This is a genomic window from Blautia sp. AM23-13AC (genome assembly GCF_003435675.1).
Taxonomy (GTDB): domain Bacteria; phylum Bacillota; class Clostridia; order Lachnospirales; family Lachnospiraceae; genus Fusicatenibacter; species Fusicatenibacter saccharivorans.
The window spans coordinates 304,309-330,867 of sequence record NZ_QTUL01000001.1; the positions used below are offsets into that span (position 1 = coordinate 304,309).

21 protein-coding genes, 1 other RNA gene, 1 riboswitch and 1 other annotated feature are annotated in these 26,559 nt (G+C 48.9%); of the genes, 1 reads left to right on the top strand and 21 read right to left on the bottom strand.

The window, feature by feature from the left end:
* Window positions 1-108: 108 nt before the first annotated feature.
* Window positions 109-361: a binding site (T-box leader), on the bottom strand.
* A 72-nt stretch (window positions 362-433) separates the two neighbouring features.
* The 21 genes from DW642_RS01385 to DW642_RS01485 form a co-directional block, all read right to left on the bottom strand.
* Window positions 434-1,303 (bottom strand): YihY/virulence factor BrkB family protein, encoded by an 870-nt coding sequence (locus tag DW642_RS01385; RefSeq protein WP_055226442.1) that lies wholly within the window; start codon window positions 1,301-1,303, stop codon window positions 434-436.
* A gap of 113 nt (window positions 1,304-1,416) precedes the next feature.
* The gene (locus DW642_RS01390; RefSeq protein ID WP_117509038.1) at window positions 1,417-3,261 is read right to left on the bottom strand and encodes an alpha-amylase family protein; all 1,845 of its coding nucleotides are present in this window, start codon (window positions 3,259-3,261) and stop codon (window positions 1,417-1,419) included.
* Window positions 3,262-3,513: 252 nt separating this feature from the next.
* The gene (locus tag DW642_RS01395; protein ID WP_022461831.1) at window positions 3,514-4,491 is read right to left on the bottom strand and encodes a LacI family DNA-binding transcriptional regulator; all 978 of its coding nucleotides are present in this window, start codon (window positions 4,489-4,491) and stop codon (window positions 3,514-3,516) included.
* Window positions 4,492-4,569: 78 nt separating this feature from the next.
* The gene (locus DW642_RS01400; protein ID WP_158554952.1) at window positions 4,570-5,988 is read right to left on the bottom strand and encodes a SpoIID/LytB domain-containing protein; all 1,419 of its coding nucleotides are present in this window, start codon (window positions 5,986-5,988) and stop codon (window positions 4,570-4,572) included.
* 122 nt (window positions 5,989-6,110) lie between these two features.
* A riboswitch (cobalamin riboswitch) is annotated at window positions 6,111-6,311 on the top strand.
* A gap of 575 nt (window positions 6,312-6,886) precedes the next feature.
* Window positions 6,887-7,930 carry an aldose epimerase family protein gene (locus DW642_RS01405; protein ID WP_117509040.1) on the bottom strand — a complete coding sequence of 348 codons (1,044 nt, stop codon included), beginning with the start codon at window positions 7,928-7,930 and terminating at the stop codon, window positions 6,887-6,889.
* A gap of 70 nt (window positions 7,931-8,000) precedes the next feature.
* Window positions 8,001-8,195: non-coding RNA, 6S RNA (ssrS, locus tag DW642_RS01410), on the bottom strand.
* A gap of 104 nt (window positions 8,196-8,299) precedes the next feature.
* Complete coding sequence (spoIVA, locus tag DW642_RS01415; RefSeq protein ID WP_022461834.1) at window positions 8,300-9,769, bottom strand: stage IV sporulation protein A; 1,470 nt, start codon at window positions 9,767-9,769, stop codon at window positions 8,300-8,302.
* A 171-nt stretch (window positions 9,770-9,940) separates the two neighbouring features.
* Window positions 9,941-10,792, bottom strand: coding sequence for a bifunctional 5,10-methylenetetrahydrofolate dehydrogenase/5,10-methenyltetrahydrofolate cyclohydrolase (locus DW642_RS01420; protein ID WP_117509041.1), 852 nt, complete (start codon window positions 10,790-10,792; stop codon window positions 9,941-9,943).
* A gap of 87 nt (window positions 10,793-10,879) precedes the next feature.
* Window positions 10,880-11,512, bottom strand: coding sequence for a cyclodeaminase/cyclohydrolase family protein (locus DW642_RS01425; protein ID WP_117509042.1), 633 nt, complete (start codon window positions 11,510-11,512; stop codon window positions 10,880-10,882).
* Between the two features lie 61 nt (window positions 11,513-11,573).
* Window positions 11,574-12,245, bottom strand: coding sequence for a DUF3786 domain-containing protein (locus DW642_RS01430; RefSeq protein ID WP_117509043.1), 672 nt, complete (start codon window positions 12,243-12,245; stop codon window positions 11,574-11,576).
* A 94-nt stretch (window positions 12,246-12,339) separates the two neighbouring features.
* On the bottom strand, window positions 12,340-14,265 hold the full coding sequence (acsV, locus tag DW642_RS01435; protein WP_117509044.1) for a corrinoid activation/regeneration protein AcsV: 1,926 nt from the start codon (window positions 14,263-14,265) through the stop codon (window positions 12,340-12,342).
* A gap of 139 nt (window positions 14,266-14,404) precedes the next feature.
* Window positions 14,405-15,190, bottom strand: a complete 786-nt coding sequence (gene acsE / locus DW642_RS01440) for a carbon monoxide dehydrogenase/acetyl-CoA synthase methytransferase subunit (RefSeq protein ID WP_022462424.1) — start codon at window positions 15,188-15,190, stop codon at window positions 14,405-14,407.
* A gap of 94 nt (window positions 15,191-15,284) precedes the next feature.
* Entirely contained in the window at window positions 15,285-16,640 is a 1,356-nt protein-coding gene (gene acsC / locus DW642_RS01445; RefSeq protein ID WP_117509045.1) for an acetyl-CoA decarbonylase/synthase complex subunit gamma, read from the bottom strand.
* A gap of 37 nt (window positions 16,641-16,677) precedes the next feature.
* Entirely contained in the window at window positions 16,678-17,619 is a 942-nt protein-coding gene (gene acsD / locus DW642_RS01450) for an acetyl-CoA decarbonylase/synthase complex subunit delta (RefSeq protein ID WP_117509163.1), read from the bottom strand.
* A 297-nt stretch (window positions 17,620-17,916) separates the two neighbouring features.
* The gene (gene acsB / locus DW642_RS01455) at window positions 17,917-20,046 is read right to left on the bottom strand and encodes an acetyl-CoA decarbonylase/synthase complex subunit alpha/beta (RefSeq protein WP_117509046.1); all 2,130 of its coding nucleotides are present in this window, start codon (window positions 20,044-20,046) and stop codon (window positions 17,917-17,919) included.
* Between the two features lie 15 nt (window positions 20,047-20,061).
* Window positions 20,062-20,850, bottom strand: coding sequence for an ATP-binding protein (locus DW642_RS01460; RefSeq protein WP_117509047.1), 789 nt, complete (start codon window positions 20,848-20,850; stop codon window positions 20,062-20,064).
* A 62-nt stretch (window positions 20,851-20,912) separates the two neighbouring features.
* Complete coding sequence (gene cooS, locus DW642_RS01465) at window positions 20,913-22,805, bottom strand: anaerobic carbon-monoxide dehydrogenase catalytic subunit (RefSeq protein WP_117509048.1); 1,893 nt, start codon at window positions 22,803-22,805, stop codon at window positions 20,913-20,915.
* A gap of 126 nt (window positions 22,806-22,931) precedes the next feature.
* The gene (locus DW642_RS01470; RefSeq protein WP_022462430.1) at window positions 22,932-23,702 is read right to left on the bottom strand and encodes an ATP-binding protein; all 771 of its coding nucleotides are present in this window, start codon (window positions 23,700-23,702) and stop codon (window positions 22,932-22,934) included.
* 38 nt (window positions 23,703-23,740) lie between these two features.
* Entirely contained in the window at window positions 23,741-24,673 is a 933-nt protein-coding gene (locus DW642_RS01475; RefSeq protein WP_022462431.1) for a methylenetetrahydrofolate reductase, read from the bottom strand.
* A 135-nt stretch (window positions 24,674-24,808) separates the two neighbouring features.
* Window positions 24,809-24,991 carry a CooT family nickel-binding protein gene (locus DW642_RS01480; RefSeq protein ID WP_117509049.1) on the bottom strand — a complete coding sequence of 61 codons (183 nt, stop codon included), beginning with the start codon at window positions 24,989-24,991 and terminating at the stop codon, window positions 24,809-24,811.
* Window positions 24,992-25,005: 14 nt separating this feature from the next.
* The gene (locus DW642_RS01485) at window positions 25,006-25,356 is read right to left on the bottom strand and encodes a hypothetical protein (protein ID WP_055218122.1); all 351 of its coding nucleotides are present in this window, start codon (window positions 25,354-25,356) and stop codon (window positions 25,006-25,008) included.
* A gap of 363 nt (window positions 25,357-25,719) precedes the next feature.
* Between DW642_RS01485 and DW642_RS01490 the strand changes: the two genes are divergently transcribed.
* A complete protein-coding gene (locus DW642_RS01490) occupies window positions 25,720-26,541 on the top strand; it encodes an aldo/keto reductase (protein ID WP_117509050.1) in 822 nt (273 codons plus the stop codon).
* Window positions 26,542-26,559 lie beyond the last annotated feature (18 nt).

Sequence of the window (26,559 nt, forward strand, 5' to 3'; positions counted from 1 at the left end):
AGATACCCCGCTGCAAACAGCGGAGCATCTGATTTTCGTGGCAGTCGCCAAATATCCATGCAAGCATGGCTGTCTGGCTCGTTGCTCACAAAAAAAGACCCCGCCCCACAAAGGGACGAGATCTGAAATTTCGCGGTACCACCCTGATTTCTGCAGATACTTCCTGCAGACACTCATAACCGGTGCTGTAACGTACACCAAACGTCTGTCCCTACTTGCATTTCCAGTATCCTGCTATACGTTCCGGACATCTGCTCCAATGCGAAATTTGAAATATTCCTGAACCTGAAGGAGCTTGCAGCCGATGACTCCCTCTCTCTGGCGGAAAAAATATTTCTCTGAACATCTTCACAGCATTTTTCCTGTTAGATTATTTATAAAACTTTCATAAACAATATTTATTGTACCGTCTTGACCCCCGGATGTCAAGCCATTATTTTCCCGCTTCTTTATTCGTCTCTTTATTTTCCATAAAATGCTCGATCGCCGCGTTCTGCAGTTTCCGCAGTTTATCCTCAAAATACGCGTTGATCTCCGCGCCGATCAGAAGGATCCACATGCAGAAATACATCCAGATCATGATAAACACGATCATCGTCAGACTGCCGTACATATTGGACGCCGCAAGCGCGATGTCGAGGTACATGGAAAATGCAAGGGAAAAAATAGACCAGGCAAGGGATGAGATCAGTGCGCCCGGGCACTGGCTCTTAAAGCTCGCCTTCCGGTTTGGAATACATTTATACAGTACAAGAAACAGAAGAGCCAGCACGCCTGTCGTGATCAGGGTACGCATTCCCATGATAGAGGATGTCACACGCGCCACCATCGGCAGATGTTCCGTCAGCTTATTCTGAATGCGGGTTCCGAAGACCAGAAGCACCAGACTGGTGAGGAATGCAACGACAAATATCAAGGTATATGCCATGCCCCGCAGCCGGTTGATGATGTAATTACGTGTCTCTGTTACGTGATAAATGCTGTTCAGCCCATTTGTCAGCGCCGCAATGCCCTTTCCCGCCGACCACAGCGTTGTGATGATCGTAATCGGCATATAAGCAACGGACTGATAAAAGATCTCATTTACAATACCGCCCACGTAGCTCTGAAACTCCGTGGGCAGCATATTGATCAGAACGCTGTAAACATCGTCGCGCGTCAGCGGCGTATATTTTACAAGCGTAACAACCAGAAGAACAAACGGAATAAAGGAAAGAAGAATGAAATACGCACTCTGCGCTGCATAAGCACCGACATGGTCCTCATTCAGGCGCTTCATAAAACCGCGGATTGTTTTTATCATCTGGCAAAACCGCCTTTTCTTTGTTTTCGTGAATCTATCCCATTCTTGCACATATATCGTACTTCAGGATAGCCTACAAAGCATATCATACTTTTCTTTCCTTCGCAAGGGATTTAATTCCATTTCCGGTAATACCATGCGTAACCGCGTGCCGGAACCGGAACGCCGCGCAGAACACGTTTCTCGCCGGTAAACAGATCCTTCCAGGTGAACTCACCCATATTGATCCAGGCCGTGCGGTCTTCATTGCTGAAGTTAAAGAGACCCGTTACCATCTCATTGCCGGATTTTCTGCAGACACAGAGAAGCGCCGTATCATACGTTTCCTCGGTCCAGACATCCGCCTCACCCTCAAACGGACGGTATTTGAATTTCAGCTCCTCCATCTTTTTCATCGAAGCAAAAATCTGATTCTGAACCGTTCCTTTTTTCTCCTTCTGGGGCTCCAGATCCCAGCGGAAGTGGCCGCGGTGCAGATAACGGCTGTCGGCTGCGCGGTCAGAATCTTCACTCTCTTTGTAGGAATAATCGTTGACCTGGCCGATCTCATCGCCGCTGTAGATAACCGGAATACCAGACTGGATGAAAAGGTATGCGTTCAGCATCTCAATTCTCTGGATCGCCTGTTCGGTCTTCGCCTCATTCTGCTCAAAGCCTGCCGCCTCAAGTCCACACAGGGAAGCGGTTGTTCCGCAGAGACGCGCATCCTGCAGCACCGGATCGTCGTTATAGAGCTCTCCTCTTGCGTCGCTTCCCTCCACATAACCGCGGAAATAGTCATTCAGATATTTCTTATGCGGTGCCTCGGCGATGCCGAACTGTTTCAGCCATTCGTAATCGAGGCCCCAGCCGATATCATCGTGGCATCTCAGATAGTTCAGGAAGACATAGTCCTTCGGCAGTCTCGTCACAATATCCATCTGATGTTTCAGCAGGCGGGTATCCGCCGTTGCAACCGTGTGCCAGGTGGATGCCATCGTCGTTACGTTGTACAGCATATGGCATTCCGGTTTCTCGAGTGTTCCGAAGTACGGAACAACCTTTTCCGGCTCCATGACAACCTCGCCGAGCAGCAGAACGCCCGGGCAGACGATCTCGGTGATCATACGCATCATGCGGACAATGGTATGTACCTGCGGCAGGTTACGGCAGGTGGTGCCGAGCTGTTTCCAGATGTATGGAACGGCATCAATGCGGACGATATCGATTCCCTGGTTGACGAGATAGAGCATATTGTTTACCATCTCGTTAAAGACAACCGGGTTCGCATAGTTCAGATCCCACTGGTATGGATAGAACGTCGTCATGACAAATTTATGGCAGTCCTCTCTCCAGGTAAAGTTGCCCGGTGCCGTTGTCGGGAATACCTGCGGACAGGTCTTTTCATATTCGGACGGAATATCGTAGTTGTCGAAGAAAAAGTAACGGTCCTGGTACTCTTTTTCACCGGCAAGTGCACGTTTTGCCCATTCATGATCCTCGGAAGTGTGGTTCATAACGAAATCCATACAAAGGCTCATGCCCTGGTCATGGCATTTTTCAGAGAGGGCAGCCAGATCTTCCATCGTTCCAAGGGACGGCTGTACCGTGCGGTAATCGGCAACCGCATAGCCGCCGTCGCTTTTTCCCTTCGGCGTTGCAAGGAACGGCATCAGATGCAGGTAGTTGACGTTGCACTCTTTTAAATAATCCAGTTTTTTCTCAAGGCCGCTGATGTTATCTGCGAATGCGTCGATGTACAGCATCATACCGAGCATTTTCTGGCTCTTGTACCAGTCTTTCTGTTTTTCTCTTTTCCGATCCAGCGCTTTCCATTTTTTATTCCGCTCTTTGTACCACTGCTCCATGGCTGCACAGAGTTCCTCAAAGCGTCCCTGGCCGTTTGGATACAGCTCACAGTAGAGCCATTTCAGCTCGTCGTAGTGTTTTTCGAGTCTTCTCTGATATTCCACTGTCATGTTGTTTATTCTCCTTTATCTTATTCTTTATTTTGTCACATCATTCCGGTAACGGTAATTCTGTGTTACGTTTCTTCTCTTGCAGTATACCGTTGTGTGAATTATATGTCAACCGTTTACATACCATATTTTTCAACAAATTTCCGGCTTCTTCTTTGTCTTTTTTGCTATTTTTCTGTCTATCGTTTACCGCAGGGCAGAAAAAAACTCCGCGGTTTCTTTTTTCCGCAGAGTTTTCTTTTCGTTTTTGTTTCACGCCGAATCGCGCACCACAAGGCTCACCGGCATGGTCGTCACATTCGGCACCATCTCTCCCTTTCTTCTCCGGTCGATATACGCAATGGAAAGCTCCGACATTTCCTCAATCGGCTGATGGATCGTCGTGATGGAAGGCGTGGTAATCCCGGCGATCACAGTGTCATCAAACCCGACAACTTTAATATCCTCCGGCACCCGTTTTCCCATGGCGTAAAGGCGCTGGAGTACCTGTGCGGCAATCAGGTCACTGCTTGCAAAAATGCCGTCCGTCTCCGGGTGCTCCAGAAGGCCCTTTTCAATATAGGATTCATAGTGCATGGAGCCGTAGCTTAAGCGGTCACTCAAAAGAACTTCCCCTTCAATCCCCCGCTCCCGGCAGACGCGCAGGAATCCATCCGCACGCCGGTCCGCCGGCATATCTCTTCCGACGATTCCGCCGAAATGAAGCAGATGGCAGCAGCCGCAGTCCGCAAGATGCGATGCTGCAAGCGCTCCTCCCTGCTCGTTGTCACACTGGATTGTAATGGCCTCCGTATTTTCCTCTCGCTCGAAATTGACGATCGGAATTTTCAGATCATGAAACTTTTCAATCTGCACATCGCGGCTTGCCATCACAACGCCGGTTACACGGTTGGAGATGAACATATCGAGATATTCGGTTTCTTTCTCCGGCTGATCTTTCGAGTTGCAGAGCAGAATCTTGTAGCCCCGCTTTGCCGCCGCGCTCTCGAGTGCACTGATCATTTTACTGAAAAACGGGTGCGAGATGTGCGGAACGATAACCCCGATCGTATTGGAATGCGCTTTTGCCAGGGAACGCGCCAGCTCATTCGGCTGGTAATTCATCTCCTGCATCGCCTGCGTTACTTTTTTTCTTGTCTCTTCACTGATGTATCCGCGGTTGTTGATCACGCGGGAAACCGTCGTCGCCGTAACGCCGGCGCGTGCCGCTATGTCCTTGATTGTCGCCATGTTTCTCTCCTCGTCATTTTCTAACTGTTTTTCACTTTCGCCCATTATAGCACAAAAAATCTGTTTTCGGTGATTTTTTTAAAAAAGGGAACGGCAGTCGCCGATTTCGATGTTCTGGTAAAAATAGCGGAGAATCTCCTCATACGATTTTCCCTGCTCTGCCAGATGTTTCGCACCGTTCTGTGACATGCCGACGCCGTGGCCGTAGCCGCCGCCGTAAAATGTAAAGGAGACAGCCGTTTCCCCTTCTTTTTCCGGAACCACGATAAAGCAGGCACTCGGAAGCAGCTCCATCTCACAGCTTACAGTTCCGTCATTTTTCTGAATCGGCCAGCCTTTCGCCGAGAGGAACTTTCGGATCTGATACTCTCCCTCGATTTCCATGGATCCTTTTTCTCCCTCGATACGGACGGTTTCTGCCGCACCTCCCTCTGACCGCCGCCGCACCTCAATCCCCGTGATCTCCCCGATTTTCTGATCCGCTGCCCGTTCTGACAGCACATCCGCCGGAATCGTCACCTGCCAGCGGTACCAGCCGTCCTCCACTTCCAGACTTGTGCTGTCCCTTTTGGTGATAAACGATGCAAACGCCTCCTCCGTCTCCGGTTCCTGCTTCTCCCCGCCTACCGTCACGCTCTTCAGATATTCTGCCGTCTCCGCCGTATTCCACACTTCATCCGTACTCGTCTTCCCGCAGGAGGTTGAGAAAAAATACGCCTGAATTGGTTCCCCGCCGCAGGTAATGATTTTTCCTTCTGTCTCCGCCACCGCAGCGTCTGTCTCCGGCTGCGCTTCCATATTGTGGTAGACCTGGCTTTCCACGCTGTCGTCTACATCCGCGTGGTAGTTCTCCCACGTTTTTTCACGAATCCTGGCACACGCATACGTTCTCGCACAGACCGCCTGTGCTTTTAATGCCTCCTTTTCATAGGAGGACGGCATCTCACTCGGCACGACATACCGAAGATACATTTCCAGATCAAGTTCATTTACAACGAGAAGTCCCTCTTCGCTTTTATAGATGATAAAACTTCCCGGATAAACCGTCTCGTCCTCCGGCTTTCCCGTAAGGGAAACCGCCGTTCCCGCCGTCTCATCGGCCGGCACCACATGCACAACTTCCCCGCATTCCTGTTCCGTCACACAGATCGTCTCCTGCGGGGAAGCTATGTATGCGCCGTCGTTCATGGAAAGGCTTGCGTTTCCACGCAGGGACACCTGTTTCTGTGCGTATCCCAGCTTTCCGCAGTCTGTCAGAAGGACACGGATCTGCACCGGTCCGGCTGCCGTTGTTTCTTTTTGTTCTTCCTTTTTACTGTTCAGAAAAGCCGCGTTTTCCTGTTCCATGTTCTGTATCGTCTCCTCCTGCTTTTTGCCTTCCATCGTCTCCGTCCTGCTTTCTGCTGTCGCTGTCTCTTCCGGCGCATCCAGACGGCGCTTCACAACAAACAATAACAGCAGCAGGAGAATCCCCACTCCTAACAGTATCAGTTCCAATTTATCATTTTTTCTCTTCATATCTCATTCTATGCACACGGCTTTTTGTCTGATTCCTTTTCTTTTTGCGATTTTTCCTTGACAAATACCGCCCTATGGTATATAGTACGGTTGTGTATAAATTTCATATCAACATCCAGAGTGCATCAAAAGAAGATCCGTCTTTTGGTGAGAGAGGGAATTCAGGTGAGATTCCTGGGCGATCCGGTCACTGTAATCAGGGAGTGAAGCATAACAAATCCATTGTATGTCCGCAACATATGAGAAGGAATGTGGAACGATGATCTGTAAGTCAGGAAACCTGCTCTGTATGCATAGGGTTGATGCTTCCGATGAAAGCTTCCATTCAAAGACTATTATGGGATATGGAATGTCTGAAAATTTTCGATTAGATTTTTAGAAACCTTCGAGCGAGATTTATGCATTGCATTAAACGGCCGGGTAAACCGTTTCAGATTCTGGTTTCGCCTGTTCTTAGTCAGGCGCCATCCTCCGCTTAAAGGTGTCTGCTATTCCGCTTGCAGGTTGATTCAGATGGCGAAGCGGTTACCCACCTCTGAAAAGAATATGACATAACTGGTAAGATTCTGTTGGATTCGAAAACAGGGTCTTTTCTTTTTCTGTTTTTTCAGAATTCGTTTTCTGCATATTTTCCCATAAAAAGGCTCCCCGCCTGCGCTCCTGTTTTCACAGGACGCTGCAGGAAGGGAGCTTTTTTATGCTGTTTCTATAGCAAGACCCGAAAATAATGCAAAAAAGGCAGTGCTACAGAGCGCGAATTGCAAGGAACAGATTTGAAGGCGTACCGAGGTACGACGAAAATCTGTGACGCAGTAATTCACACTCTGCGGTGCTGAATTTTTTGCATTATTTTCGGGGATTGCTATAAAATAGAATCTTAGAAAATGAATTTGTATACGGTTGTGGTGTCGTAAGTATCGCCTGCCTCGAGGATCGGTTTCTCCTCGCCCTCCTGGTTGACGGCATTCGGCACATACTGAGATTCCAGGCAGAAGCCGTTGCGTTTGTCATAGAATACCCCATTCTTTCCGGTAACCGGAGCAATGAAGTTTCCGGCGTAGAACTGAACGCATGGCAGATCCGTGAAGGCTTCCATGGTGATGCCGCTCTCTTTGCAGGATGCGACTGCCATCAGCTCAATGCTTCCCTCGACAGCCTTGTCCAGGATAAAGTTGTGGTCGTAGCCGCCGGTCAGTTTGAGCTGTTCGAAATCTGCTTCGATCTCTGCTCCGATTGCTTTCTCTCTGGTGAAATCCATCGGGGTTCCCTGTACCGGTGCATGCTCGCCGGTCGGGATGGATGCAGAATCGATCACCGGGCTGAACTGCTCCGCTTTTAAGACAAGTGTCTGGTTCTCAATAGATCCGGCATCGTGGCCTGCCAGGTTGAAGTAGCTGTGGTTTGTCATGTTGACAACGGTATCCTGATCGCAGCTTCCCTCATAGTGGATTTCTACGGCGTTCTCATCGGTCAGGGTATACGTAACGGACACTTCAAAGTTTCCCGGGAATCCCTGGTCTCCGTCCGGGCTCATCAGAACGAAAGTAACGGCGCTGTCATCCGCCTCTTCTACGTTCCAGAGGCGGTAATCGTATCCGTCCGGGCCGCTGTGCAGGTTGTTGTTGTTCTCATTTTTTGCCAGCTGGTATGTTTTTCCGTGCAGTTCAAATGCTGCTCCCGCGATACGGTTTCCGTTTCTTCCGATGGTGGCTCCAAAATGGCTTCCGTCGGTCTCATAGCCGGTTACGGAGTCAAATCCAAGGACAACGTCTCTCTTCTTTCCATCCTTATCCGGAACGAGAACCGATACCAGATGTGCGCCGTAATCGGTTACGCTGATTTCCATTCCGTTTTTATTGGAGAGCGTGTAGAGCAATGCTTCTTTTCCGTCTTTTGTTGTTCCAAAACCCTGTTTTTTCATGTTCCTTCTCCTTTTGGTTGTATGTAACGTATAAAAGAGAACCATTTTCATGATTCTCTTTTTTCTCTTTTGTAACCCCGGAATGCCGTTTCCCATACTTTGACTCCTAGCAACGCAAGCTAGGTGGGTAGCCGCAGTCATCATTTCTGCCTTCCACTGACGTCTGTTTCCAGGGTGGCCTGACATCCACATGACAATAATAAGCCTCCCGTTTAAAGTAAATGTAGGTTCAAAATAATGAGATCATCGAACATTCCAGGAAGTTACATTTTTCTTCTTTTCTTTTCACAATTCGGATTATACGCTATTTTGGTTCGCTTTTCAAGTATTATTGCACAATTACTCAAAAATATTCGAACAGCTTTTGTATTAAATGATAATACACACCATTCCGCCCCGGCTGTCGTTGACAATTTTCTGCATGGAATCCTGGAGTTTTGCCTGGCCATCCTCGGTGATCTGGGCGATTTTGCTGCGGATGCCGTCGTCAACGAGCTGCTCGACGGATTTGCCGAAAATGTTGGTATTCCAGATTCCCTCCGGGCTCTTTGCGCTCTCTTTGATATAGGCGATCAGATCCTCCGCCTGCTGCTCACTTCCGACGATCGGCGCAATCTCCGTCTCGATGTTGGCCTTGATCATATGAATCGACGGGCTCACCGATTTAATTTTCACGCCGTATTTGTTTCCCTGATGGATCACGGCTGGCTCCTCCAGCTGAATCTCCTCCCTCCCCGGAATCACGACGCCGTAGCCGCATCCGCGCACCGCATGAATCGCGTCCTCTACCTTGCGGTACTCTTCCCGCTGTGCCGACAGCTCGCGGATCGTCTGCACCAGATCATACTCGCCTTTGATCTCCACGCCGGCAAGTACACTCAGCATTTCATAATAATACTGCTCTTTCACCTCAATCCGCACCTTCACCGTACCGCTCGCAAGATCCATCGACTGCAGCAGTGTCTGGCTGACATACTGACTGGCAATCGCTGTTTTTCCGCCCACTGCATCCTTCAGGCGCGTCTTTTCCCTGCACATCTCACGGATCTTCTGCAGCAGCTCTGCCTTCAGCGGATGGTCATCGGCAAGAAGCTCCACCCATTTTGGAATATAAAATTCCATCTGCTGAAGCGGGAACTCATACAGCACCTTTTCGAGCATATGCAGAATATCTTCTTTGCGGAGCTGGTCGCAGTTCACCGCCATCGCTGCCACGCCGAATTTTGTTTCAAGCTCCTTTACCTGCCGCTGTGTCTCCTCCCGGTACGGTTTTTTCGCATTCACAAGAATCAGGAAGGGCTTTCCCTGCTTTTTGAGCTCCGCAACGGTCCGTTCCTCCGCCTGCAGAAAATTCTCCCGCGGCAGCTCGCCGAACGATCCGTCGCACGTCACCATAAGACCGATCGTGGAATGTTCTGCGATCACCTTCTTCGTACCGATCTCCGCCGCCTCCCGGAACGGAATCGCCTGCTCGGACCACGGTGTTTTCACCATCCGCTCCTTCTCATTTTCCAGATTTCCCGCCGCGTCCGGCACCAGAAAGCCGACGCAGTCGATCAGTCGCAGCCGGATCGGATCGCCCTCCCCAAGCTGCAGCTCCACGGCGTCTTTCGGCACAAATTTCGGCTCCACCGTTGTGATCGTCTTTCCCTCCCCGCTTAAAGGCAGGGCATCCCGTACCTCCGCCTGTTCCTTTTCCGAAAGATACGGCAGTGCCAGCACCTCCAGGAAACGGCGGATCAGGGTGGACTTTCCCGTCCGTACAGGCCCCACCACTCCGATCAGGAACTGGCCCTTCGTTCGTTTCTGAATATCGCGGTATACTGAATATGCATCCATGCGCTATTGTCCCCCTTTTGATCTTTGTTGCTATGTACTGTTATATTCTATGAGCCGGCCCCCTCTCCTATCACCAAAACTGCACTGCCGCGCACGCAAAAAAGGCACCGCCGCCCTTTTTTCGGACGCACAGTGCCTTTTTTCTGTCACTTTCTTATCTTCAGCCTATGATCAGCTGTTTTTTCTCATGGCAGCCTCTACCACATGGCCGACCAGAACAGATGTGGTAACGGATCCTACGCCGCCTGGAACCGGTGTGATTGCCTCAACGATCGGCTCAGCTTTTGCGTATGCAACGTCTCCGCAGAGTTTTCCTTCTTCGTTTACGTTGATTCCGACATCAATAACGGTCTGGCCTGCACACAGGTAAGTATCATCTACAACACCTGCACGGCCTGCTGCTACGATCACGATATCTGCCTCTTTAACTACAGACGGCATGTCTTTCGTTCTGGTATGGCAGATGGTTACGGTTGCGTTTTTCTTTAACAGCATCATGGCTGCCGGTTTTCCTACAACGAGGCTGCGGCCTACGACAACGGCTTTTTTACCGGTGCAGTCGATGCCGTAGTGGTCGAGGATCTCCATGCAGGCCTGCGGAGTACATGGCGGGAAGCCCTGTTTTGTTCCGGCGAATACGCCTACCATGGAACCGTCTGTGATACCGTCTACGTCCTTCTCCGGGGAGAGTGCTTTGATGACTGCTGCCTCATCGAGATGTTTCGGAAGCGGACGGAAAATCAGAACGCCGTGGATGGAATCGTCTTTGTTTACTTTATCGATGGTAGCCATCAGCTCTTCCTGGGTAACGTCTGCCGGGAGAAGGAATTTCTCGTATGCAACGCCTAAGGTCTCACAGCGTTTGGTTGCTCCTCTTTCGTAGGAAAGGTCATCCTCTCTCTCTCCGACACGGATGATTCCGAGAGTCGGTTTTACTCCTTTTGCTTCCAGCTCTGCTACATTTGCTTTGATCTTCTCATTTAATGCTGCTGTTACTTCTTTTCCTAATAACTGTTTTGCCATTTTTTTATCCTCCGCTTTTCTTTTCGGTCAAAGAGAACTCCTTTTGCAACCCGCTTGCTGCCGGGAAGTTTCTCTGGCCGTTTGTTTTCAGGCTTTCAGTCTTCCCAGTACGTTCCGGAAAATCTCGTCTGCTTTTACGGTATAGACCGCAAGCATTTCATCACATTTTCGATTTAGTTCTTCTGCATATTCCCGGTTTTTCATAGATTTCGTGTTGATATATACATTCAGGGAAGCACCCTCTAAGGCTGCTTTGCAGAATGCTGCGCCAACACCTGCGTCACTGATCGCAAGTGCAGAACCTTTTGCTGCAAATTCTACGATCAGGTCGATTGCTTCGCAGCATTTTTCCATAATTTCCATTGGAACAGAGCAGGCATCCTTCAGCACAATCTCCATGACTCTTGCTTTTTCTGCCTTCTCCTCCTCTGTCTCGCGCGGCATGCCGTATGCTTTGGAGAGCGGTTCGAACACTTCTGCATCGCGCTCGATCAGGTGAAGCAGTTCGTCCTGAAGCGTGGTTGCTTTCGCCATCAGCTCTTTCATTTCCTCTTCGACATCCGCATATTTCTTTTTACCTACTGTCAGCGCACCAACCATGTTGCCAAGCGCTGTGCCGACAGCGCCAACCAGTGCAGAAGCTCCGCCGCCGCCCGGAACCGGTGCTTTGGAACCGAGCACGTCTACAAACTCATTGCAAGGTACTGTTGAAAATCCCATGTTATTTTCCTCCGCTTATTTTTTTCGATCCAGAAGCCATCCTGATGGCCTCAAACCATAACTATTTTGCAGCCAGAGCCTTCAGCATATCAATTGTGACATCTCCCACAACCGCCATATCCTCTCCCTGCGTAAATGCAGCCGGGAAATTGTCCGAAAAGAGGATCTGCGCGGACGGCGGAAACTCATCATCTCCTGCCCATAAAATCAGTCGTACAAAAAGCCCTTTCATAAACTCCAGCTCATATCCGACATCACCGGATGAAATCGCCTGAGCGCCGACACGTTCCATGATCTCACGGAATGCATCCAGCTTTCCGCCAAAGCCAAACGCAAGACGGAACAGGCATCTTCCCTGGAACTGTTTAAAATAAACTTCTCCCCACGGAATCTCCCGGTACGTCAAAAATTTTCCGGTAGACGGAGCAGCTCCGCCCTCTGTCAGATAACGCAATACCAAAATTTTTGCATTCGGTTTTTTCTCGAGTGGATACCAGCCAATTATCGGCGAAACGCTTCCATCATCTCCAATATGAAATACGTTGTACTCCGGCCACGAAATCCGGTAGGAAACACCCATCAGGGAAACGGTAAACTCCTGTTTTTCCGCATCATACGGAACGTCGCACCGGCTGGAAATCTCTCTTGGATCTGCATTCTGATACACTTCCAGATAATGCTCATACGGAATACGCTCTTTGCTGTCTTTTTCGTAATTTAAGTCTACTGCCATGTAAATCCAATTCCTCTCAAAAAGGTTCGCCACAATTCAAAGCAAAACCACATGTGTTTCACCTTGAATCGTAACAGAAAGTTCTGCTTCCGTTTTATGCTTCCACAGACGGGAACATCGTCGTGTCTGTGTGCGGCAGGAAGCACGCCGCTACAAATTCATCCATATAGGTTGGTACCGTAGAGAGTTCCAGATATGTCATGTTCCGGGCAACCTCATACGTTTTCTTCTCTGCTGCTGTCGATAAAAGCATTGAATACGCACCGGTCAGGGAAGAGTTACCAATGTAATGGAATTTTTCCAGCGGAATATCCGGGAACATACCGATGGTAACGGCATTTTTCATGTTGATGCCGCTTCCGATACCGCCCGCTACGTAAACCTCCTCGATCATGGAAACATCCATATCCAGATAGTTCAGCATCGTACGGATCGCTGAGAAAATCGCGCCCTTGGCGCGGATAAAGTTGTCGATATCGACCTCGGTAATCTCAACATCGCGGACACTTCCAGCCTCCTCCTCGAACGCAATGACATAGCTTCCCATGCCATATTTGTCGTGGCGGATCCGTTTTCCCTCACGGATAAATTTACCCTTCGGATTGACCATCTTCGCGCGGAACAGCGCCGCAATCACATCGATGATACCGGAACCGCAAAGGCCGATCGGTTTCGTACCCTCATCTCCGATAACATGGTACGAAGGTTCCATCGTCTCCGGATCAATCGTACATTTTTCAATCGCACCGTCGGTCGCACGCATGCCACAGCTGATATCGCCGCCCTCAAAGGCCGGTCCGGCCGAGCAGGCACAGCTTACCATAAAGTCAGAGTTTCCAAATGCAAGCTCGCCATTGGTACCAAGGTCAATAAAAAGACTCATCTCCGGCCGGTTCCAGATCATGCTGACCAACGCGCCGGCAGTAATATCTCCGCCCACATAGCTTCCGATGTTCGGTGCCAGAATGATATGGGCGTCCGGATGAATCGCAAGATTGACATCCGATGCAAACAGTGAGTTTGTCTTAAAGAAGGCCGGAATATACGGCTCCATCCGAAGCGGATCTGCATTGATGCCCATCATCAGATGCTCCATGGTAGTGTTTCCGGCAATCGCCGCACGGTAAATCTGCTGACTGCTGATTTTCGCTGCACGGCACATGTTGGAGATCATCGGGTTTAAGGTTTCTTTGATGATTGCATTCTGCAGTCTTTCATGGCCTCCCGGTTTCTGGGATTCAATGATACGGTTGATAACATCCGCACCATACCGGATCTGTCCGTTTCCGGAAGAGGCTTTTGCCAGGATTTCTCCGCTCAGCATATCCACGATCAGTGCAGAAACTGTCGTTGTTCCAATGTCGACAACGAGACCGCCGACAACTGCTTTTGCTTCCATTGGAAGCATATCGTATAAAAAGACGTCATTTGGCGTAACCCGGACGACACACTGTGCCTGAAAATGGGATTCCCGAAGGACATCCGGCATTTTTTTCAGTACAGAGTACGGAATCCGTACCCGGTCAAGCCCCGTCGCTGCCTGTACAGCCCAGGTTACTCTCTCGTTATCCGGCATCGTATCATCCAGAGTAGGCTCTTCCATTGAGATTGTAATCACCTGCATGCTGTTTTTCAGCTCCAGACCGGCGTCTGTAATTTTCTTTTTCGTATCTTCAAAAATTGCAATTTCACTCGGTGAACTAAGGTCTGCCACTTTCATGCGGCTCCGGTAAGCGGATGCAATGTCCGGCACTTCCACTTCAACATCGCCTTTGACGGTGCTGACGCACGCCAGTCTCCAGCCATTCTGATATTCTTCCTCAGAAATATGGCGGGTTATTTTGGAATCCAGCTCACCGCTCACAAGACGAACGCGGCATTTACCGCACGATGCGTTTCCGGAACACGGTGCATCGATCGGCACATTGCTCTTCTGCGCTACTTCAAGAAGGCGCTCACCCTCGGTTGCGTAGGTGACTACCGGTTCTCCCTCTTCAAATCGAAAGGTTACTTTTGCCATAATCTGTAAATCCCCCAGTCGTATATATTCTCCGCTGTTTTTTTATTTTTCCGCTTTTAGATAGAAAAACCCCTGATGGTGCCTCAGGTTTTCGCAAACGCTACGGCACCATCAGGGGAAAACCTGCGAGATTTAAAGATTAAAGCTCCAGATAAGAATCTGCGTACAGAGTGTTGCCTTTGAATACGTCACAGGATTTAATGGTCTCCATCAGTCTCAGGTCATTCGGGTTAACGATGGCGCTGGTCAGACCCTGCATCATAGCCATAGCTACAAGTGCGGAATCCATGATCGGACGGATGTTTTTCGGCATACCGTTGGAGTTGTTGGAAAGTCCGCCGGTAGAATTCAGTCCCATATCACTGAACATCTTGATGCACTCAAGAACTTCCATCTGTTTGTCCTGCATTCCTTTTACAACCAGAAACAGCGGGTCAAACCACAGATCGGTCGGCTCCATACCATGCTCCATACCTCTTTCCAGAAGGGTCTGGCAGTACATCATACGCTCGTCGTTGTCTTTTGCAATTCCTTCGCCGTTGCAAAGTGCAATAACGATTGCATCGTTTGCAGCCGCAAGGTCAACGTACTCGATTCTTCCTGCAGCATCTGCAGAGTTTACGATCGGTTTTCCTTTGGAACGGTTGTATACAGAGATACCAGCCTCAATTGCTTTTTTGTTGGATGTATCCAGAGCCAGCGGAACATTGTCAAAATTGCTCTGCAGCAGCTCAACAGCCCATTTCATGATGTCTTCTCCATCATTCTCAGCCGGTCCGATGTTTACATCAAGGTAAACGGCACCAGCATCCAGCTGCTGTTTTGCTCTCTTTAAAATTGGCTCTTCATCTCTTGCTGCGAATGCTTTGTTTACAGTAGGAGCTGTAACGGAAAGTCTTTCGCCGATGGTTACAAATTTTGCCATATCTCTTCTCCTTTTCTTTTGGGAATCCCCCATAATTATTTTTTTCACGGAAGGAACTCCGCTTGTCTGGAGTTCCTCCCGGAATTTTTATGTATTACAGTTCTCCGTTTGCCTGCAGATCTTTCATGAATTTCACAAGCTGAACTGCCTCAAGCGGAGCAACGATTACTTCCCATCCAGGAAGTTTGGACTCAATGTCGCCCTTTAATACGGCTACTTTACCAGGAATGATAACTTTTCTGGATTTTACTTTATCTTCTACATTCTCTTTGAAGAATTTGGAGATAGAGTTACCGGAGAATTTACCTGCTGCCCAGGATGTCAGTACAGAAAGTCCGCCGGCGTCGTTGATTACAAGGTTTACCGGAACTCCGGATCTCTCGAGCTCTCCGGATACCAGGAAATAGGTCAGAGCAAAGTCTACTGTGGTCAGGCAGATCGAATTTTCATCTGCGCCGTTCAGCGGGTAGATGCCCGGCTCTACTTTCATCGGTTTCTGCGGATCGGTAAATACGTTCTGGCGAAGTCCGAATACCGGAAGTGCCTCTGCGTATCCCATTTCCTCAAGAACAATAATGGAACCGTATTTCATGGTGAACAGGGAAAGCAGTGCCTGCTGCATATATCTGTCGCCCTGTGCAATTTTTGCCAGATTTACAATAGACGGATAACCAAAGGTACGGTCTGTATCCTTTAAGGATGCACGTCTTACCTGTACGGTAGTAGCAAAGGTCTCTTTGATGGTCGCTTCTGTGGTATCAAGAACAAGGTTCTTGTTGCCGAGTTTCTCGATTGCTTCTACGGTGTCGTGAAGCTCATCAATGTTTGCGCCACTTACGCCGAGAACAACGCCTGCCTCTGTGGCAAGTTTGCTCATCTCTTCATAATTGGATGCATTTGCACCATTCAGGATCGGTTTGCCTGCTTTGCATACTTCCAGAGCAGCTTTTGCAGCTTCTGCGTCCTCACAGCCAAGTACCAGAACTTTTCCGGTTGCTGCTGCTTTCGTTACAAGAGATACGTATTTGTCTACGCCATTTCCGGCATAGTTTACATACAGCATCTCTGCGCACATACGCTCACCGATACGGTCGTAATCAACTTTTTTGTCTTCTTCCAGTTTTGCGTCGATCTCTTCGTCAGACATGCAGCTGCAGAGAGATACTGCATAACGGGTTTTGCTTACAAATGTTTTCTCATGACGATAGAGAACCGTCTCTCCGCCAAGGGTGTACTCACTGTCGCCGGTTCCGACTTTGATGGTCTTCATTGGCGGTGCGGTAGCTTCGGAAAGCTGTGCCATAGCGTCGTCAGACATATATGGGCACGCTGAAATATCCATAGCGCCCTGTGCAACCTTCATGGAGAATGCCATACAGGTCGGACATCCGCACTCTTTACAGTTTTTCTTTGGGGTCATTTTAAAAATCTGAATACCTGATAATGCCATAATTCTTTATCCTCCTAATCTCTTCCTTACGTACTGATTACATCAGTTCCTGAATCATTTTGGAAATGGTTGCAACAGACTGTGGATGTTTGAGGATAACTGCATCAGAACCAGAAGCCAGAGATGCGGCTGCTGTCTGAATCTCCATAGAGATTCCTCGTACTTCCTGATTTCCCCATTCCGGAGATTCCTCTTCTGTTGCCATTGCCTCTTTTACATTCCATGTCTCAGAAGCGATTGGAGTAATAATTGGCATCTGCAGCATTTTATCGTCCTGGGATAATGCTGCTGCTTTGATACGGTCCAGTGTAGATACTACGTACTCATATCCGTATCCGACTGCTGCAGAACCTACGTTCATAACAATGCTGTCCGCGCTGACACCAAGCTGGGTCATAACAACATTCAGCTGTTTTGCAAGGTTGATATCTACAGCGGACTCAGCGCCGACTTTCTGGCTGTATGCCAGACCTGCGGCTGCACCAACTGCCTTGTAATCTTCTTCTCTTGCGGACATAACAAGAACGTTTCTTCCCTGAAGGACCTCTGCTACTTTTGTGAGCAGTTCGGAATCCTTCTCAACGTTTTTACATCCTTCTACAACAAGCGGCACGTCAACGGCATCAGCAACCTCTTTGACTGTCTCAATGAGTTCTTCTACCGATTTGTTCAGACCGTTCGGGTCTCCGCCTGCCAGACGAAGGCAGAGGAAATCTGCACCTTCCATAGCTGCTGCTTTTTTTGCAATCTCGCCCATGGTAGCTGCACCTTCATAGTATGCTTTTACGCTTTCCGGTTCTCCTTCCATACCAAGGTCTGTGATTTCAACGCCGACCTTCGGTCCGTTTTTGATTTCACCGTCGAAAGCATAGAATGGTAATACGTTTTCTCCGCCAAGAGTTACGGTTTTGTCTCCGCTGCCGATTACAACGGATTTAATTGCTGCATTAAACTTTTGTGGTTTGCGATTAAACGGCATAAAAAAAGCCTCCTTAAAAATAAATTCCATACAGGCATATCTCCATGATTCCGCTTCATGGACACACCTGTTATTATTTTAACGTTTTTTCCCGGAGAATGCAAGATTTACCAGGATATTTTCCAAGATTTTCTGACAAAAAGTATCCGTTTTCTCTTCGTCAGCCGTTTTTTTCCAGAAAATCACTTTACAGCTGCCGGCATGTGCCGGAAAGGGCTTCCTCCTCCGCTTTGGAATCCCCTCCCAAGCCATGCCGGTCTGCTTATTCTTTCACAGGATAAGCCTGTAAAATACGAATTACATCATTGGATCCATGCCAAGTGCCGGATGACCTTTCTCGGTCAGGAATGCAACCAGTGTCTCCGGATCTTCTGCGATGGTCTCGTCACCGATCATATCGGTAAAGTTGTCGATACCGTACAGCTCTTTTGCTGTTTCATTCAGTTTCTCTGCAACCTGCTCTTTCAGCTCTTTCGGCATCCATACGATACGGGCAACGCCGCCTTCTGCTTTCATAAATTTCTTGGAAGCGATAAAGTGTTTGCCGTGTCCCATGAATCCAGGAGTCTGAACACCGCCGCCTGTCATGGAAGCCAGCTCGGAGAAGGTCATTCCCAGAGGAGTCATGCCTGCGTACTCACGGTTTGCGATGCAGACACCGTTGGAGAACGGCTCGATACCACAGATACACTCGAAGCATCCGCAGGATGTCATTGGTTTTTCCATGATGGAGTACAAAGATACATCATCAAGAGCGCCCTGGGAAAGTTTACGAACAGCCTCGTTAACATCCTCGTACTCACCGATTCTCTCATCGATTACTTTTTCTTTTGTGATAACCTGGCAAGGTCCGTTCGGATCCAGCTCGTTGGTAGCTTTTGCATCCAGCCATGAAACAGCACCGCAAAGTCCGAGACGCTCTGGTGTAACAACACATACATGGCTCGGGGAGAATGCCTGGCACATGATACAGCTGTAGTATACCGGTACGGATTCATCTGTCATGGTAGACAGACGCTCATCACGTTTGTCGAATACCGGAATTGCAATTTCGTGACGGATCTTGGTACAGTCTTCCGGATTGGTGTAGATCTTAACCTGACATTTGTCAACAACAGCCTCGAACTCGTTCTTCACCTGTGCGTACAGAACTTCTCCGAAGTGTTTTGCACGGAAGCCTGCGTTGAAAGCTTCTTTGCTGACACGGATACGGATCATATCACGCTGTCCGGTATGCATCACACCTTCGATGCAGTTCAGGTAGCTGTGGAATTTACGCTCAAATACAGGCTCGAAATCCGGCTGCATGCTCTTTCCGGCAACCTCAACAACGTATGCAATGCTGTGCTTGGAACCTACCTCGAACTCGTCGATGTCCGGTCCGATCAGCTCGATCTTGTGATCTTCTACTTCGGAAGCATCTTTTGTCTGAACCAGCTCGCAGCAGTCTACACGGGAACCGTCAAACTCAACCTGCATATCACCGCGGCGGATGATTTCGCCCTCAAATGCAGATGCGAATGCAACCGGGATATCGATGTTTGTAATTTTAATCTTGATGTCGCGGGCTTCCAGAGAAGTTGCGTTGAATTTGGAAACGTCCTTCTGGATAATGAGACTCTTCGGAATAGCCGGAACGTCTTTGTCATCGTTTGTGATAACCGGGAAACCAAGTGCAATCGCACCAGCGCCGCATGCAACGATCACATCATCCAGAGGAGCAAAAGCATTTACGAATGCCGGTACACGGTCTTTGGTGTAGGTCATCAGTGCGCCTGCATCGCCTGCAGTTACGTTACCGAAGATCAGGGCTGCACGGATTGCTACGGATACAACGTGGATTACAGATGTTACGTCTTTTCCAAGCGGGATGACACGTACGTTTGCGCCGGTCTTGTATCCTAATTCCTGACACTGATCAATGATTCCGCCAACCAGTGTTACAAGAATACCCTGTGCCTGATAGCTCTTAACCAGATCCACGCCTTCCTGTGCGGTCGGAGCGCTTCCAAGGATAACAGCTACGCCCGGGATATCGCCTGTTACAAGCGGCACACCAAGCTCACGGATGATGGCATCGCTTAAATGGCCGTAGCACGGCTCATCATATGGTTTTGCACCGTCGATGTATTTAATTGCCTCGATGAACTCTGCGCAGAGTGCAGTTGCAACACCGGACATAAATACATCATTCAGCTGATTTTCTCTTGTCATCAGAGATTTTACCACGCCAAGAGCCTCTTTCATCTCTTTTAAGTTGGTAACCTTTACTCCTGTTACAGCATAGTAACACGGAAGTGCGTAAGCAGTGTCCGGGAAGCTGACTGCTTTTTCCTCTCCGTTTGCTGCGATTGCGGCATCAATGGCAGCTTCGGTAAGACCGTATACTGCATCATTTCCGCCAAATACTCTCTCGAATAATGTCATGTGTTTTTCCTCCTATCACACTTTTTCCATGCCAGGCATGTTTGACTTATCGATTTTTGTTTTTATTTTCCGTATCTCTTCTACTGCAGCCGCGCTGTAATCATATGGAGACGAACCTTCCCTGTCCGCTTCCATAATTTCCGGGTTGTAGTGGACCATGCCCAGAAGATCCTCCGGGGGGATACGGTCCTGTATGAATGCCTCATCTTTTTCGTCGCGTACTTTGTTTGCCACGACATGAACCTGATGAACGCCAAGCTCTTCGGCCAGACGTTTGACATTCTTATAGGTCTGAATACTTCTTGCACCCGGCTCGATGACTACGATGAACATATCCATGCCCTCCGTCGTTCCTCTTCCCAGATGCTCAAGGCCTGCTTCCATGTCGAGGATGACAACATCCCCTCTGTGAAGGACCAGGCTGTTGATGATTCTCCGCAGCATCACATGCTCCGGGCAGACACAGCCGCTTCCGGCCGTCTCCACGGTGCCAAGCGTCAGGAGTTTGACTCCATTGTACTCTTTGCTGTATTTATCGGGGATATCACTTACTCTCGGATTTATCTTGTAAAACCGGTTGTCTGCACTTGCCTCGGTGCGCTCTTCGATCAGTTTTCTCATTTTGGTAATCGGAATGATCGAATCGAGGATTTCTTCCGGAAATCCAAGCGCAAGGCCCAGATTGGCATCCGGATCGACATCTGCAGCCAGAACCGGATGGCCTTCTTCTGCATAAAGTCTTGCAAGGGTGGCTGCGATGGTTGTTTTTCCTACGCCGCCCTTTCCAGTTACTGCTATTTTCATTTTACACCTTTTCACTTCAAAAAGGGCGGTCTCTTTTTACGTCAGGGACCGCCCTGTCCTTTTTATACGCCGAGTGCGGCACGTTTCTCTTCGATTCGTGCGAGCATTGCATCGCCCAGCTTGTCGATGTCTTTTTCTACTGTGTAAGCTGCCTCAACCCAGTCGCGGACACCGTTGGTCAGGAGTCCTGTTACCTCAGTGGATCCGGATACGTACGGCTCTACGCCAAGGTAAGTATCGATACCGGTTGCTACAACATAGTTTCCGATGGAAACTGCTTTCTCAGACATCCACTCCGGAGCACATCCGACAACCGGAAGCTGGGAAATATTGACATTACCGATTTTAGCAAGTTCTGCTACAAGAACCATCATACGGGAGATATCAACGCAGGATCCCATGTGGAGTACCGGCGGGATATCAGCCAGCTCGCAGACACGTTTCAGACCTGCACCGCAGAGATCTTTAGCACGTTTGTCCATCAGACCTGCTCTTGCTGCTGCCTGTGCAGAGCATCCGGAAGCAACGATGATAACGTCGTGCGCGATCAGCTTCTTCATCAGCTCGATGTGAGCGGTGTCCGGACGGACTTTCGGGTTGTTGCATCCTACCATGGCAACTGCACCGCGGATAACGCCGGATGCCACACACTGCCACAGCGGCATCAGAGTTCCGGTCTGGTCAACCTGGGAATTGGTTACTTTATCCAGAGTCTTGATGATGGACTCAAAAGAGTATCCAACGGTTGCTTTCTGCTTCATATGCGGGATATGTACCAGCTCCGGTTTCCGGTTTTTAAAGTTTTCAATTGCCATTTTTACGATGGCTTTTGCATTCTCACCTGCTGTTTTTGCGTTGAAACGAATGTATTCTGCATCCGGCATCTGCGCAATCGGGCTGGTGGTAACGAATTTAGTATGGAAACATTTGCTTAAAGGTCCAAGGGCCGGGAAAATACACTGTACGTCAACAACGATGGCCTCGCAGGCACCGGTCAGTACCACGTTTTCCTGCTGCAGGAAGTTACCTGCCATCGGCACGCCGCGGCGCATTGCTACTTCATTGGAAGTACAGCAGACACCTGCCACGTTGATTCCCTTTGCTCCCATTTCTTTTGCATATGCGATCATCTCCGGATCGTCTGCGTATTCGCAGATCATCTCGGAAAGTGACGGATCATGGCCATGAACGATGATATTTACTTCATCTTCTTTCATAACACCAAGGTTTGCCTCGGTTTCGATCGGCTTTGGAGTTCCGAACAGTACGTCAGAGAACTCGGTACCCATCATGGAGCCGCCCCATCCATCGGAAAGTCCGGAACGAAGGGACTGGCGAACGAGTGCTTCCGGAAGGGAAGAACATCCCATATGAGTCATATGAAGAGAACATGCAACCTCACGGTCAATCGCACGCGGTGCGATTTCTTCTCTCTCCCAGATTTCCTGTGTGTGCTGCGGAGCACGTTTCAGGAATCTCTGTGTTCCAAACGGTTTACCATACTCCATCAGAGCCAGCTCGGACATCTCATGTGCCAGATCGTAAATATCTTTTCCTTCTGTCTCTACGCCCCACTCTTTTGCGATACGGATCAGTTTCTCCGGATCTTTTACTTTGTAGTTTCCGTTTGGATCAGCCTCATGCAGTGTGTGGCAGATCTCACGGCCATGATCGGAATGTGTTGCGGAACCGCCTGCTGTAAAGCGCAGGAAGTTACGTCCTACAATACCGTGTACATCGCATCCGCAGATTCCTCTCGGTGCCTTTGGTGTAATACGGCAAGGTCCCATCGTACAGATACGGCAGCAGGTTCCCTGCTCACCGAATTTACAGTGCGGGGTCTGGTTTTTTACACGAAACTGCCATGCGTCAGCGCCAACCTTTGCACCATTTTCCAGGAGCTCATTCGTGGCCTGTTCGAATTCTTCTACGCTTGTTAATTTGAATTCGCTCATCTTGTCCTCCTCAAGATTGTATTTTAATATTTTTATGGTAAAAACATCCTCCCATGGGGGATATTTTACTTTTGAAATATCCCTCCGTCTGCAGCGTGTACAAAGCGGAGGGCAGATTCTCTGTTTTTATAAATCAAGGTTTTCTACGATTTTCTTTAATGCCGCGCGTACCGGAGAGTCTTCCGGCAGACGTACGGTTGGTTTTCCGTCACAGTCATATTCATAAACCTGATCATCGTGCGGAACAACGCCAAGGAGAGTTAATCCCTGTTTTTCAATCTCCTCACGGGTTCCCTCATTTAACACGCCATTCGGCGCACGGTTTACGATCAGTCCTACCTGCTTCGGCTTCATATCGCATTCTTTGATCAGCTCCGCGATTCTCGCAGCGGCCTGTACTCCTCTTCTTGAGCAGTCACTGACCAAAATAGCTGTATCCATTCCCGGAAGTATACCACGGCTGATATGCTCCATGCCTGCCTCGTTATCCACAACCATGAAGGGGTAATTCGGATACAGCTTTGCAAGCTGATTCTGCAGAAGTCCATTGACGAAGCAGTAGCAGCCTTTTCCCTGTGTTCTTCCCATCACAAGCAGGTCAAAATCATCTTCCTCAGTCAGAGCGCCTGCAAATTTAAATTCCGCATAATCTGCCTTGCTCATACCTGCCGGAATCGGGTTTTTGGATGCCATCTCTGCACGGGCAATCTCCTCCCGGATATCTCCAAGGGTAGCTTCTACTTCTACACCGAGTACCTCATTCAGGTTTGAGTTTGCGTCCGCATCAACCGCAAGAACAGGACCTTTTCCTGACTCGCAGAGATACTGGATCAGCAAGCCGCATAATGTTGTTTTTCCAACGCCGCCTTTTCCGGCGACAGCTATTACGTGTGCCATAAAAATCGGATGCCTCCCAAATTCAAGTAATTAATTCATTAAACCAGTGTGCAAAGGCCGGATCTGTCGATGATTTCAGATACGTCTTTCCATTTATTCAGTGCATACAGATGAATTCCATTGACACCGAGTGCACGGTATGCATCAATCTGTTTTACGGTATATTCGATACCCTCTTCTTTGAACTCTGCAACTTTCTTGTCGTAGAATACGTCGAACGGTTTGCCCTCTGCATCTTTTGCTGCAAATGGGTTCGGGAACAGCCAGTGTCTGGAGATCATTCTGGAAAGCTCTCTGTCCATCACACAGCCGTTTCTGGAAAGTGCCATGTTGATGGTAGCTGCCTGATCCAGGATCGGCATAACTCCAACGTCTACCGGCATGGTGATTCCTGCTTTACGGATTGCATCGAGCCAGTATTTGAACTGCTCCATATCCCAGCAGAGCTGTGTCATGATGTAGTCAGCTCCGTTGTCCTGTTTCTGTTTCAGAACTGCGATATCAGACTCCAGACTTCTGCAGGAGATGTGGCCTTCCGGTGAACCTGCAACAGCGATTTCAAATTTGTCGCCGTAGGTATCACGTACGAATTTTACAAGATCCGTAGCGTAGTCAAAGTCACCGCAGGTTGTGGTCTCGCCAAGCGGAATATCACCGCGCAGTGCCAGCATGTGGTCTACGCCGTCAGCCAGATACTGATCCAGCTGTTCTTTAATTCCTTCTTTTGTGTTTTTGATAACGGTGAAATGAGTAACCGGTGTGGTTCCGGCATTTTTGATCATCTGACATACTTCACGGTTTGCTCCGACGTTTCCGCCGCCTGCTCCGTATGTACAGGAAATGTAAGACGGGTTATATTTCATCAGGTGGTCGATGGTACCCGGCAGATTCTGCAGTCCCTTCTCTGTCTTTGGCGGGAACAGCTCAAAAGACAGAAGGGTCTTGTTTTTCATCTCTTCTGAAAGTTTCATAATTCAATTTACCTCCGCTTTAATATGATATATTCCTATTCTAAGTCCCGGTTCGCCTGTTCTGTTTGTTCCGATTCGCAGACCCCGGGGTCTTAAAACCGCTTTTATAGAATAACTGGTTCCGTCAACCAATTATCATTCACAGTCCAGCTCTACGATGCTGTTTGCAAGATCTACCATTTTGATCTTACCCTGCAGTCTGATCTCTTCGCCCAGGATGTCACGGATGAGAACGTATTCTCCATCGACATCGATGCGGCTTACATTTTTACAGACAACTGTGTTTTCCGGATTTTTGTATACCGTTGCAAGGCACATAGCTTACGCCTCCTCTACTTAACTTCTTTCAAATGCTCTTTTACAAGCGTCAGTGCAAGGGACAGGCGCATATTGCCTTTCTGGAAATCGGATACTCCCTCCCTGATCTGTTTTGCGGCGTCCGCCATTCCGGCTTTTTCCAGTTTGTCGGCCATCTCGTCGAGTTCTGCTGCGTGATGTTCATTGTGCTGCAGCATATAGGTTAAAAGGGCAAGATTCTCGTCCTTGCATTTTTCTTCGGAACCGCATGCATTGCAGGCATGTCCGCAGTCTTCTCCCTCGTGATGATGGTCATGGTGATGATGGTGCTCGTCGTGAGCTCCGTGCGGAATGGGATTTCCATTCTCGTCATATAATAAATGCATAATATGGCCTCCTCTGTCCCTGGTATTTTCCTCTGCCGTCCGTTTCGTCCGCTTTTGTTTTCCTGAAACATCCTGCAGATTGTACAGGGAATGATAAATAAATATCAATTCAAGTTTATTATACTCTATTTCATGCACAAAATCAATACAGCCTCCACAAAATTTCTGTACAATTCGCCGTACTGGCCGTCCTGGCATCCTTCTTTTTTCTTGCGTGGCTTGTTATTTTTTTTCATTTCCCGATTGTGTTAAACTTTTTTAATATATTTGGTCTGATTTCTTTAAATTTTCATGTTATACTAAACATAATTATGAGAGAAATACGGCAGAATCTTTTTTTGATTCAAGATACGGAGGGTTTTTATGGCACTTTCTATTCCAACCATCACATTGAACGACGGCAGAGCGATGCCGCTTCTGGGGCTTGGCACTTACAAATCGACAGAAAAAGAGGCAGAAAAAGCAATTGTCACCGCGGCAAAATACGGCTACCGTCTGATCGATACCGCCTCCTCCTATAAAAACGAGGACAGCATCGGCCGCGGGATCCGCGCAAGCGGAATTCCGCGGGAAAATTTTTTTATTACCACAAAGGTATGGAATACCGCGCAGCGGGTCGGTGATATCGAAGGTGCCTTCAACCGCAGCCTCGACCGTCTCCGTCTCGACTACGTTGATCTTTACCTGATTCACTGGCCGGTGCCGGGCTGCTACCCGGAGACGTGGCGCGCACTCGAAAAAATCCGCGAATCCGGGCGTGCAAAATCGATCGGCGTCAGCAACTTCGAGGAGCCGCACCTTACCGCCCTCTTTGAATTTTCCGGCGTCATCCCGGCCGTCAACCAGATCGAATGCCATCCGCTCTGGAACCGGAAACCGCTCATCGCTTTCTGCCGTTCACATGGAATCGCCGTTCAAGCGTATGCGCCGCTCGCAAGAGGTCTTTATCTGAACCGTGAGATTATGCAGCAGCTGGCAGAAAAGTATGTACGCACTGAAGCACAGATCGGCCTCCGCTACCTCGTCCAGCAGGGCATCAGTGTCATCCCGAAATCGACACAGCCGGACCGCATTTTTGCCAACGCGGATGTCTTCGACTTCGAACTTTCTGAAGCCGACATGGCGCTCATCGACACGATGGACGAACAGCTCCGCTCTGCTTCCATACCGGATGACCTGCTGTAACTGCGGATTCACAGCAAA